The 11807-nt window shown below is 71.4% G+C and carries 10 protein-coding genes; 3 read left to right on the plus strand and 7 right to left on the minus strand.

What is annotated here, in order from left to right; genetic code table 11:
* Nucleotides 1-226: 226 nt before the first annotated feature.
* The 3 genes from BCL76_RS32020 to BCL76_RS32030 are packed head-to-tail and all read right to left on the minus strand — an operon-like array spanning nt 227 to nt 4243.
* Nucleotides 227-1729 (minus strand): transglycosylase SLT domain-containing protein, encoded by a 1503-nt coding sequence (locus tag BCL76_RS32020; RefSeq protein ID WP_258310019.1) that lies wholly within the window; start codon nt 1727-1729, stop codon nt 227-229.
* A 28-nt stretch (nt 1730-1757) separates the two neighbouring features.
* Nucleotides 1758-3272, minus strand: coding sequence for a peptidoglycan DD-metalloendopeptidase family protein (locus BCL76_RS32025; protein ID WP_181382818.1), 1515 nt, complete (start codon nt 3270-3272; stop codon nt 1758-1760).
* Between the two features lie 44 nt (nt 3273-3316).
* The gene (locus tag BCL76_RS32030; protein WP_373297485.1) at nt 3317-4243 is read right to left on the minus strand and encodes an alpha/beta hydrolase; all 927 of its coding nucleotides are present in this window, start codon (nt 4241-4243) and stop codon (nt 3317-3319) included.
* 315 nt (nt 4244-4558) lie between these two features.
* Between BCL76_RS32030 and BCL76_RS32035 the strand changes: the two genes are divergently transcribed.
* Both BCL76_RS32035 and BCL76_RS32040 read left to right on the plus strand, forming a co-directional pair.
* Entirely contained in the window at nt 4559-5122 is a 564-nt protein-coding gene (locus BCL76_RS32035; RefSeq protein ID WP_258310020.1) for a hypothetical protein, read from the plus strand.
* A gap of 113 nt (nt 5123-5235) precedes the next feature.
* Entirely contained in the window at nt 5236-5553 is a 318-nt protein-coding gene (locus BCL76_RS32040) for a hypothetical protein (protein ID WP_109782855.1), read from the plus strand.
* Between the two features lie 10 nt (nt 5554-5563).
* Here the strand turns inward: BCL76_RS32040 and BCL76_RS32045 are convergent, their stop codons facing one another.
* From BCL76_RS32045 to BCL76_RS32055, 3 genes are all read right to left on the minus strand, one after another.
* The gene (locus tag BCL76_RS32045; RefSeq protein ID WP_109782856.1) at nt 5564-5935 is read right to left on the minus strand and encodes a hypothetical protein; all 372 of its coding nucleotides are present in this window, start codon (nt 5933-5935) and stop codon (nt 5564-5566) included.
* 160 nt (nt 5936-6095) lie between these two features.
* Nucleotides 6096-7523 carry a rifampin monooxygenase gene (gene rox / locus BCL76_RS32050; protein ID WP_109782938.1) on the minus strand — a complete coding sequence of 476 codons (1428 nt, stop codon included), beginning with the start codon at nt 7521-7523 and terminating at the stop codon, nt 6096-6098.
* Between the two features lie 317 nt (nt 7524-7840).
* Entirely contained in the window at nt 7841-9412 is a 1572-nt protein-coding gene (locus BCL76_RS32055) for a S8 family peptidase (RefSeq protein WP_109782857.1), read from the minus strand.
* A 783-nt stretch (nt 9413-10195) separates the two neighbouring features.
* On the opposite strand from BCL76_RS32055, the gene BCL76_RS32060 reads away from it, so the two are divergent.
* Entirely contained in the window at nt 10196-11131 is a 936-nt protein-coding gene (locus BCL76_RS32060; protein ID WP_109782858.1) for a hypothetical protein, read from the plus strand.
* 125 nt (nt 11132-11256) lie between these two features.
* Here BCL76_RS32060 and BCL76_RS32065 read toward each other — a convergent pair whose 3' ends face one another.
* Nucleotides 11257-11781 (minus strand): VOC family protein, encoded by a 525-nt coding sequence (locus tag BCL76_RS32065; protein ID WP_109782859.1) that lies wholly within the window; start codon nt 11779-11781, stop codon nt 11257-11259.
* Nucleotides 11782-11807 lie beyond the last annotated feature (26 nt).

An 11807-nucleotide genomic window follows, 5' to 3' on the forward strand; every position in this document is an offset into this window, starting at 1 on the left:
AGCGTGGCTGCACGGTGGGACATCGGCCATTTCCGCAGGCGCCCAGGAGCGGGTCCAGCGGGTGGAGAGCCTGGCCGGAGCGGTGCGACCTGGCTTTCCCCGAAGGCGCTCCAGGGGCGCCAGGCACCGCTCGGCCGCTCCTGGACGCGGGTACAGATCCGGCCAACGGTGATGACGGCTTGGACTCTGCCGCCCCTGGACCGGCCGCTGCCGGAGCGACGTCAGGTCAGTTGACGGCGGGGCCTGCGGTGTTGCTGACCCAGGCCCACTCGGACCAGGTGGCGAAGCCGGTCTGCCACTTGTGGAAGACACCGGCACCGCTGGTCCCGAAGACCTCGATACGACCGTCGGCATTGGTGGTGGCGGTGATCTCGGTGCCGCCCCCGCCGAAGTCGGTCCACGGGCTGTACGGGGCGTTGACTCCGGTCTGCCAGGCCTGTACTGCCGTGGTGCCGTTGATCGCGAAGACCTCGACGCGGCCGTCGGGAGTACGTTCGCTGGTGAGCTGGGAGTCGGCGGGCCCGCCGGCCGGTTCCCACTCCGACCAACCGGCCGAACCGGTCTGGTACTTGTGGAAGACACCCACCGGCCCGGAGGCGAAGACTTCCAGGCGGCCGTCGGCATTGTGATCGACCGTGAGGTCGTGTCCACCACCGCCGAAGTTCTCCCAGGCGGACCAGCCCCCGTTCACAGAGGTCTGGTACTGGTGCTGGAAAACGTCCCCGTTGACGGCGAAGACCTCCAGCCGCCCGTCCGGCGCCTTCTCCATCTCGATCCGACCGAGAGCCGGTCCCCCGCCCGTGGACTCCCACTCGGACCAACCACCGTTGGGAGCGCTCTGGTACCGATGGAAGATCCCCGCCGGCCCCGAGGCGAACACCTCGATACGACCGTCGGCATTCGTACCGGCCGCAATGTCACGCCCGCCGCCCCCGAAGGACTCCCACCCGGACCAGCCGCCCGAGGGCGCGCTCTGGTACCGGTGCTGGAAAGTACTGCCGTTGATCGCGAACATCTCCAACCGGCCGTCCGCGTTCGTCGCGATGGCCAGCTCGGCGCCTCCGGGACCGCCCAGGTTCTCCCAGGCGGACCAGCCACGGTTCGCGTCGGTCTGCCAGGCGTGGTGCACACCGTCCGCACCCGCCGCGAACACCTCCAACCGGCCGTCCGCCGACCGCGCCGACACCACCCGCCCCGACTCCACCGGATGCACTAGCGGAGCCGGACCGGGGCCGCCCGGCTGTCCGAGGCGCGCCACGGCCGCGCGTGCCTCGTCCATGTGACGCCAGTGGTGGCCCCGGTTGTACGTCGACCAAGGCTGCCAGTTCGTCCCGCCGGAGGAGATGCGGAACGCCTCGTTCGCGTTGCACTGAGCGTCGTAGGCACAGGCGTCGGAGACGTCCGGGTGGTAGAAGTCGTTGATCTGCCACAGCCCCCGGTCGGTCGACCCTTCGGCGTCGACGTTTCCCTGCCTGTTGAACGCGCTCGGATTGCAACTGGACTCGGCCAGCGCGATCGCGACGGCGAACTCCAAGGCCTCGCCCCGCCAGCCCGCGCTGTAGCCGACCTGGGCGCAGAGGTCGCTCGGGGCGGCGTACGCGGGCGAGGCGCCGGCGACCAGTCCCGCGGCGACGAGGAGCGAGGCCAGCGCCGACGCGGCCAGGCGGTGGCCGATGCGCCGCCGCGGTGATGTCGCTGCGAGGTGTGAGGAGCCCTGAGTGTTGGACAACGCTGCCCCCTTCGGGCGTGGTGTGGGGTCAGTTGACGGCGGGGCCTGCGGTGTTGCTGACCCAGGCCCACTCGGACCAGGTGGCGAAGCCGGTCTGCCACTTGTGGAAGACACCGGCACCGCTGGTCCCGAAGACCTCGATGCGCCCGTCGGCATTGGTGGTGGCGGTGATCTCGGTGCCGCCCCCGCCGAAGTCGGCCCACGGGCTGTACGGGGCGTTGACTCCGGTCTGCCAGGCCTGTACTGCCGTGGTGCCGTTGATGGCGAAGACCTCGACGCGGCCGTCGGCCGTCCGATCACTGGTGAGCTGGGAGTCGGCGGGCCCGCCGGCCGGTTCCCACTCCGACCAACCGGCGGGACCGGTCTGGTACTTGTGGAAGACACCCACCGGCCCGGAGGCGAAGACTTCCAGGCGGCCGTCGGCATTGTGATCGACCGTGAGGTCGTGTCCACCACCGCCGAAGTTCTCCCAGGCGGACCAGCCCCCGTTCACAGAGGTCTGGTACTGGTGCTGGAAAACGTCCCCGTTGACGGCGAAGACCTCCAGCCGCCCGTCCGGCGCCTTCTCCATCTCGATCCGACCGAGAGCCGGTCCCCCGCCCGTGGACTCCCACTCGGACCAGCCACCGTTGGGCGCGCTCTGGTACCGATGGAAGATCCCCACCGGCCCCGAGGCGAACACCTCGATACGACCGTCGGCATTCGTACCGGCCGCGATATCCCCACCGCCACCCCCGAAGGACTCCCACCCCGACCAGCCGCCCGAGGGCGCGCTCTGGTACCGGTGCTGGAAGGTACTGCCGTTGATGGCCAGGAGTTCGAGTCGGCCGTCCGCGTTGGGCGAGACGGCCAGCTCGGCGTTGCCGGGACCGCCCAGGTTCTCCCAGGCGGACCAACCACCGTTGGCTGCCGTCTGCCAGGCGTGGTGCACACCGTCCGCGCCGGCCGCGAACACCTCCAACCGGCCGTCCGCCGACCGCGCCGACACCACCCGCCCCGACTCCACCGGATGCACGACCGGTGCCGGACCGGGGCCGGGCCCCTGGCCCGGTGTGCAGGGCATCTCCACCCCGCGCTCCGACAGGTAGGGGACGGGGTCGGTGCGGATGCTCGTGTTCGGGTCGGCCCAGACCCGCAGGTGGAGGTGGGGGCCGCTGGACTGGCCCTCGCTGCCCATCAGGGCGATGCGCTGGCCCGCCACCACGTGGTCGCCGACGGCGACGTCCCGCTGCTGCATGTGCCCGTACTCGGTCACCGTCCCGTCGACGTGCCGGATGCGGATCCACTGGCCGTAGCCGGGTTCGTAGCCCGAGATGGTGACCTCGCCGTCGCCCACGGCGTGGATCGGGGTGCCGTAGTCGTTCGCGATGTCGATGCCGTTGTGCTCCTGGCTGTAGTACTGGGAAATGAAACCGGACGTCGGGCACGAGGCGGCGAAGCCGGCGGTCCGGGCGGCGGCCGTGGACGGGGCCACCACCGCCGGCAGTACCGCGGCGGCCACGGCCGCCGGAATCAGCACCGACATGAGTCGGCGTCGGGACATGCCGAGAATCACGAGACGTTCCTCCCCCTGGTTCGTCGAGCCGGTCAGGCCTTGCGGAGCCGCGCGATGATGCCGTTGATGTCGTGGTCCAGCAGGTCGTGGCGGACGAAGTGGCCGCCGGGGACCTCGTGCGACTCGTGCGGGATGCCGGCGCGGTCGAGGAGGCCGCGGAACTCCCGCTGACCGGCGAGCACCTGGGTCTCGTTGGCGGTGTCGAACCAGCTGATCGGGTCGGGACTGGTGCCCGCGACCAGGAAGACCCGCTTGTTGCGGTAGCTCTCGATGCGCTGCACCGGGTTGTCCGCGTTCACCCGCGCCTCGTCCCACAGCGGCGCGCCGTAGACCGTACCGCCGCCCAGGTCCAGAGCAGCGGAGGAGAGGTTGGCCCAGTGGGTCACGAGGCCGTTGTCGCGGCGCATGCTGGCGGGGCCCGAGTGGGCGCTGACCGAGGCGAAGTGGCCCCAGTACTTGGCGGCGTACTTCAGTGCGCCGAAGCCACCCATCGAGAAGCCGCCGACGGCCCGGCCGTCGTATTCGGCGAAGGTACGGAAGTTCGCCTCGACCCACGGGAGCAGCTGGGCGATGTGGAAGTGCTCCCAGTTCCGGGGACCGACGTTGGAGCTCACCGGGTTGGAGTACCAGCCCGCGTGGCCGCCGTCCGGCATCACCACGATGATCGGCTTGCCCGCGGTCCAGTCCCGGATGCGCTCGCGGTCGAAGGTGATGAAGTCCTGGTCCGTACCCCCTCCGTGGAAGAGGTAGAGGACGGGATAGGTGCGCCCGCTCCAGTGGTAGTCGTCGGGGAGCAGGACGTTGACCGCCGGGTCCCAGCCGATGGCCTCGGTGTCGAACCGGTAGTACCACATCCGGTGGTCGTTCTCGTTGCGGTCGACGATCCGCAGGCCGAATCCGTCGCCGACGGCCGCGGCCGGGGAGGCCGCCGACAGGACGCCCCCGGCGCCCAGGGCCATCGCGGCCGAGAGGCCGCCGGCGGTCTTGAGGATGTTCCTGCGGGTGGGGTGGTTCGCGGCCAACGGGGCCTCCTGGTCGCAAGGGTGCGACGCCGGACGGTGTTCACGGATCCGGCGGCGCAGTGGTGTGGGCTGGCGCTTGGGAACGTAGCAACGGCGGCCGGGACCGGGGGATCCGGAACATTGCGGGATGACAGGCGGGCGCGGCTCCGGTAGGGCTGGTCGAGCCGGCGGAGTACCGCCGTGTCGCCCGGACGGCGCGCTGCCCGCTCGGCCTGCGGGGCTGGGCCGCCGGCCGGCCCTACCGTAGGCGCCATGGCCCCTGACGAGACGCCCCCGGCCGGCTCCCCCGGCGGCGCCGCTCCCGGAGCGGACGACGAGCAGGCCTTCGATCGCGATCCCCGGTTCGCCGCCGCGCGGCTGAAGGAGCGGCTGTACGCCACCATCACCATGATCTCGGTGGTGATCGGGCTCGCGGGTTCCGAGCACATCGGCGCCACCGGAGCCGCCGCGACCGTGCTGACCGCCGCGGTGGGCCTCTGGCTGGCCGCGCTGGTCGCGGACCAGCAGGCCCACCGCGTCGTCCACGGCCGGCTGGCGACCGGCCACGAGCTGCGCCGCATGCTGTCGGTCAGCAGCCCGCTGCTGCTGTCCGCCGCGGGCCCGCTGGTCCTGATCGGCGCGGCGGCACTCGGGCTGATGGACGTGGACACCGCCCTGCTCATCTCCGCCGGGGTCAGCGTCGCCGGGCTCTTCACGTGGGGCTGGTACGGCGGCGTCCGCATGGGCGGCGGCACGGGCCTGGCGCTGCTGGCCGGCACCCTGGACGCGGCCATCGGCACCGCGGTCGCCCTGGTCAAGGCCGCCGCCGGCCATTGATCCCGGCCACCGGCCCGCGCCGGCCTCCCGCGCCCGTCGCGGGGACGCGGGAATCGCGGTCCCGCCGTAGCGTGGAAGCATCAGAGGCACTCCGCGGTGAGGGGCGATGCGCCATGACCTGGGCTTCGTGGACGACGACAGGAGTCTTCGCCGGACGCGGCGGAGTACGCACCGACGAGGCGGGAGTCCTCAGCGGGGATCTGACCGTGCACACCACCTGGTCGAGCCCGGAGGCCCAGGTGGCGGTGCAGTACTCCGGCGGCTCGGACTGGTTCACCGTGACCGGCAGTCCGGTGCGCTGCGAATCGGAGGAGTTCAGCCGTCTGCTGCACCAGGCCGTGGTGGATGCGGTGCGCGCCGACGGGGCGGCCACGGTCCCGCAGTACCTGCCGGAGGACGCCCCCCGGGTTCCGCGCACGCCCGCTTCCTGATCTCGCTCCCTCAGGGCTCGACGGTTAGGATTCCGTACGCGACGAAGGTCGCCGTGGCGCCCACCAACAGCGCGAGGCGCCCGGCCGAGAGCCACAGTGCGATGCCGCGGGCCCGGTCGGCCCCGGGCCGTGCCAGCAGGGTCGCGGTCACGGCCAGGGTGGCGATCAGGGCGAGGGCGCAAGCGAAGACGGCGAGCGCCGTGGGCGAGGTAGGCCCCGTGGCGGGGCCGTAGTCCTCCGTGATACCCGGCAGCAGGAGACCCACGGCACACAATGCCAGGGACGTCAGGGTGGTGGCCACGCAATCGAAGGCGAGGGTGAGAGCCCAGCCCACGCCGACGGGCAGACGCGCGCCGGGACGCGGCCTACGGTTCACTGCCATGTGCTGCTCCGCGCGATGTCCGGACGGCCGATCTCGGCGCCCCGGCCGGAAATGGCCGGTGCACGTCAGAGCCTAGGCCGTCTCTTTCGGATCGTGGAGGCCGAGCCCGCGGCGTGCGGTGCCGGGCGACGCGGGCCCGACAAGATCCGAAAAAGACGGCCTAGTGGTGGGCGGCGCCGAACCACACGGGCAACCGGTCGAGCAGATCCCGCTGGTCGTCGCCGACCCACGCCACGTGCCCGTCCGGGCGGAGCAGTACCGCGGGCACGTCCAGTTCCTCGCCGGCGTCCACGACGTGGTCGACGCGGTCGGCCCAGCCCGCCACCGAGAGCCGACCGGTCCGGTCGAGCAGCAGGCCGCGGCCCTCGTGCGTCAGCTCGTAGAGACTCCCCCGTTGCAGCGTGATGTCCCGCATCCGCCGGCCGAGCAGTTCGTGGCCCTCGCCGAAGTCGTAGCGGACCCCGATGGCGGTGATCTTCTCGATCAGGTAGCGGTTGACGTCCTCGAACTCCATCAGCTCGGACAGCAGCCGACGCACCGCCCGGGCCCCGGGTTCCGTGGACATCAGCTCCATCTGCGCGCGGGTGTTGTCCAGCACGTCGGCGGCCACCGGGTGGCGTTCGGCCTCGTAGGTGTCCAGCAGGCCCTCCGGCGCCCAGCCGCTCACCTCGGCGGCCAGTTTCCAGCCGAGGTTGAAGGCGTCCTGGATGCCGAGGTTGAGGCCTTGGCCGCCGGTGGGCGGGTGGATGTGCGCGGCGTCGCCGGCCAGCAGGACCCGACCGACCCGGTAGCGCTCGGCCTGCCGGGTGGCATCGCCGAACCGCGACAGCCAACGCGGTGAGTGCGCGCCGAAGTCGGTCCCGCCGATGGCCCGCAGCCGCTGCGTGAACTCCTCGAAGGTCGGCGGGGCGGCCCGGTCCTGCGCCACCCCCTCGGCGGGTACGACGACGCGGTACACGCCGTTGCCGAGAGGCGCCGCGCCGAACCGCAGTTGCGTCTTGCGTACCTCGGCCATCACGGCGGCCAGCGTTGCGGGCTCAGCGGTCAACTCCATCTCGCCGAGCAGTGTCTCGACCCGAGAGGGGTCGCCGGGGAAGGCGATGCCGAGGAGCTTGCGTACCGTGCTGCGGCCTCCGTCGCAGCCGACGAGAAGGCGCGAGCGCAACTCCGTACCGTCGGCCAGCTCGACGCTCACCCCCTCCTCGTCCTGGCTCAGCCCGATCAGTTCGTGGCCGCGCCGGATCTCGGCGCCGAGCTCGGTGGCGCGCTCGGACAGCAGGCGATCGGTGACGGGTTGGGGGATGCCGAGCACGTACGAGTGGGCGGTGTCCATCCCGTCGGGCCAGGACGTGCCGAGGCCGGCGAAGAAGCCACCGACCTCGAAGCGCCGGCCGTGCTCGAGGAACCGCTCCAACAGGCCGCGTTGGGCCATCACCTCGATGCTGCGCACATGGAGGCCGAGTGCGCGGACGAACGGCGTCGGCTCCGTCTCCTTCTCGAGCACGAGCACGCGCACACCGTGCAGCCTCAACTCACAGGCCAGCATCAGACCGGTCGGTCCACCGCCGACAACGATCACGTCGGTCACGTCGGTCACGTCGGTCATCAGAAATCCCCCATAGAAATGTCGCACGAGACCCGTATGCCGATATAGGCGTACAGACCTCGCGAATCCCGGATTTCACTCCGTTCCGGGCTTCGATGGGAGATTCTGCGGCACGACGGGGGCCTTGCCGCAAGCCCCCCGGTGCGCTATACCTTGAGAGTGGCAAGGAGTGATACACCTCTTTGCCTATTGTTTTTTGCGCCCGTCGTGGGCGTGGGGCACGAAGCGGCGGGGGCGACCGCCCTGTGGTCGCCCCCGCCTGTTCATCGCGGCTCAGAAGTCACGCGCCGTTCCCGGTCTCAGAACTGGAGCGCCCACGAGTCGATCTTGCCGGTGTCGATGTTGGCGTTGTCGTTCACCCGGAGCTTCCACACTCCGTCGGCCACCTCGGCGGACGCGTTGACCGTGAAGGTCTTGATGATGTTGTCCGCGCTGCCACCCGTGCGGTTCTGCAGGGTGTAGACCGTGCCGTCGGGCGCGACCAGGTCCACCTTGAGGTCACCGATGTAGGTGTGCTTGATGTCGACCGCGACGGCCAGTGCCGCCGGGGCGTTGCCGGCGACCCCGCCCACGGTGACGGGCGACTCGACGGTGGCGTTGTCGTTGATCGCGTAGTCGGCGGTGTTCTCGAACCGCTTGCCGGGCGGGACCGTGCCGCCCTCACCGACGTTGAGCAGCAGGTTCGGGGATCCCGTGCCGGGGCCGGTCACCACGTTGGGGGTGGCCGCGGCCACCAGGCCGTCGCGGACCTGGGCCGGGGTGCTCGCCGGGTTCTGCGCCAGGTACAGCGCGGCCGCGCCGACGACGTGCGGGGTGGCCATCGAGGTGCCGGAGATGGTGTTGGTGGCCGTGTCGCCGGTGCCCCACGAGGAGGTGATGGAGGAGCCCGGCGCGAAGATGTCCAGGACGGTGCCGTAGTTGGAGTAACTGGCCTTGGCGTCGGTGTTGGTGGTGGCGCCGACCGTGATGGCCTCGGCCACGCGCGCCGGGGACTTCGTCGAGGCGTTGGTGGACTCGTTGCCGGCGGCGACGCCGTAGGTGATGCCGGAGGCGATGGAGTTGCGCACGGCCGTGTCGAGCGCGGAGTCCGCGCCGCCACCGAGCGACATGTTGGCCACGGCCGGCTTGACCGCGTTCCGGGTCACCCAGTCGATGCCCGCGACGACCTGGGCCGTCGTGCCACTGCCGTTGTTGTCGAGCACGCGGACGCCCACGATCTTGGCCTTCTTGGCCACGCCGTACGCGCCGCCCGCCACCGTGCCGGCGACGTGGGTGCCGTGGCCGTGGCCGTCCTGGGCGGTGTTGTCGTTGTCGATGGCGTCGTAGCCGTAGGAGGCGCGGGTGCCGAAGTCCTGGTGGGTGATGCGGACACCGGTGTCGATGATGTAGGCGGTGACGCCCTCGCCGGCCTTGTCCGGGTAGGTGTAGCTCTGGTTGAGCGGGAGGGCGCGCTGGTCGATGCGGTCCAGGCCCCAGGACGGCGGGTTGGGCTGGGTCGCGTCGACGGTGAAGACACGGTTCTGCACGACGGACTTGACCGCCGGGTCGGCGGCGAGCTTCTTCGCCTGCGCCTCGGAGACCTCGACGGAGTAGCCGTTGAGGGCGGCGCTGTAGGTCTTGTCGATCCTCGCGCCGTACCGCTTGGCGACGGCCTTGCCGCTGTCCGCGGTGGAGCGGGCGGCGGAGTCCTTCAGGGTCACGATGTAGCTGCCGGAGACGGTCCCGGCGGCGCCTGCGTTCTCGATGACGCCCTGCGGGGCGTTGTCGGCCGCCGAGGCGGGTAACGCGGCGGCCGCGCCGAGTGCGAGGGCTACGACGGCGGTCGCGCTGATGCCGGCGAGCCTCCGGCGGGTGTGACGCATAGCGGACATGTGGGGGGTCCTCCTCTGGGCGGGCGCTGTGGGGCGGAACAGCGACCTGACGAACATGGACATGGACATGCCCATGACAATGCGAAAGCCCGACAGGCTGTCGCTACGAAAGGTTGACCCACCCCTGTCGCACCCACAAGAGGCCCACGGATGCGTAACATCCCTGCCATGCGCCGGTCATGAACGAGCAAAGGTGCTCCGCACATGACGTAGGCACGGCCCGGTCGGGCCGACCCCGAACGGGCCACGCGAGCCGCCCCGTGGACGACTCCCCGCCCCTGCCCGTCGCGCGGGTGACCCCAGGACCTCGTTTTCCCGCCGCACCCGGACATGGCGCCGCTACCGGCCGCCGGGGCGAACACGCCGTCGCCGCAAGGGTCCGGGCCGCCACCGCCTGGGACTTCCCGGCGTCCGCGGAGCCCGGGACCCCGTCGACCGCACCGCCGACCGCACGGGTTCAGGCCAGGCGGGACATCATCGCCCCGGCCCTGCCCAGCGGGGGCCGGGGGTACAGATGACCACGGATCCGGCCCTGCGGTCGGCCCCGGAGCCGGTCCTGGCGGGCTGCGGTGGCCCCGGAGCACCGGAGGCGGCACGTACCGGGCACAGGCCGGCCCGAGTTGTGAAAATTTCGTGCGTGCCGTCCTCGCCCGACCCAACCGGATGGGCCCGTGGTATCCCGTCACCTCCCTCGGATGGGGGAGACAGGTGCGACACGCGGGGGATGCGGCCGCTCGGGTGGCCTTCGAGACTTGAATTCCTGCTGCTGAAAGAGGAGTTCGAATGGAACGCTGGGATCGGGTCGGGCGGCGGGCGGCCTACGGGGCGGCCTTGGCTCTGTTGCCGTACCTGCTGATCAAGGTGTCCTGGGTGGTGGGCTCCCTCATGGGGCTGCTGCCGGTGGGCCATGGCTTCGGTAGGGCAGAGTGGGTGGTGCTCAACACCGTCACGGTCGGTATGGCCGCGATCGGGATCGCGTCGGCGCTCGCGCTGGTGCGGCCGTGGGGCATGCGGATACCGGGGGCGCCGGTCGCGTTCTGCGCGTGGGTGGGGTCGGGATTCCTCGTCTCGATACTCCCGTTCGGCGTGCTGGGCGCGCTTCTGGATGCGGGCGGTGGTTCGGCCGGCGGAGCTGCGGATCCGGACGATCCCGCCATGCCGGTCTGGGAGGGCGTACTGGTCCAGTTCGGCTTTCTGGGGATGGGACTGGGGCTGGCCTTCGCGGTCCCCGCATATCTGCGGCGGCGTTGGCCCGAGGCGTTCGCGGGGCGGGTCGGCGACGGCCCGCGAACGGCGCTGCCCTGGGCGGCCGTCGTCGGTGCGGCGGTCGGGCTGTGCTGGCTCTACTGGGCGGCAGGCGGCACCGTGGGCATCACGCACCCGGCCGAGCGGGTGACCGACTGGCACCTGCTGGGAGCGGTCTCCGGTTTCTGGGCGTTGGCCTGCTCCGCCGCTGTGGCGGTCATCACCCGAACACGGCCCGCCCGGTTACCCCGTGTGGTGCCTCTGGTGTTCGGCTGGGTCGGGTCGGGCTCGCTGTTCGCGTGGAGCGGCTGGAAGCTACCCGTCACGCTGTACCTGGCCTGGGCGGACCGGGCCGGCCCACTCCCGCCCGAGAACCTCACCGTCGCGGTGGTGCTGCATCTGTGCGCGGTGGTGGCGGGCGCGACGATGCTGCGGACTCTGGTGCGCTCGCACCGCCGGCGGGACGGTTCCTGACCTCTCAGGTCATGACAGTTCGAGCTCAGGAAGGTCGAGACGGTCGGTGCTCGCCCGAACGACGGCCGGCGCGACCATCGCCGCGTCCACCATGAAGCCCCCCTTCCGCCGGACCCGGACGCCCCTCAGTCCGCCGGCCGCTGCGGCGTACTGGCCACGCCCGAGGCGCGGCCACCGAGTTCGACGTCCAGGGTCCGCTGGGCCATGCTCATGGACGCCGCGTACTTCGGCTCGGACATGCGCCGCCAGGCCTCGTCCGGCGGGACCTCCTCGACCCGGCTCATCACCCACCAGATGTTGCCGAACGGGTCCCTCACCCGGCCCCCGCGGTCCCCCCACGCGCTGTCCGAGGCCTCGGTGACCACACGGGCTCCGTGGGCGACGGCGGCGGCCATGGCGGCCTCCGCGTCGCGCACGTAGATCCGCAACATGGAGGGCATGGCCGGCCAGTCGGGCCGCCGGTCGAAGGCCAGCACGACCGTGTCGCCGACCCGGATCTCGCCGTGGCCGATGCTGCCGTCCGCGACGGCGACCCGGGCGATCTCCTCGCCGTCGAACGCCGCGGTGATGAAGTCGAGCAGTGCGCCCGTGTCGTCGGTGACGACCCACGGCGCGACGCTGGTGTACCCCTCGGGGGCGAAGTGGTCCATCGGCCTCCTCCTGTCCTTTCCTTTTC

This window comes from Streptomyces sp. CG 926, from assembly GCF_003148825.1.
Taxonomy (GTDB): Bacteria; Actinomycetota; Actinomycetes; order Streptomycetales; family Streptomycetaceae; genus Streptomyces.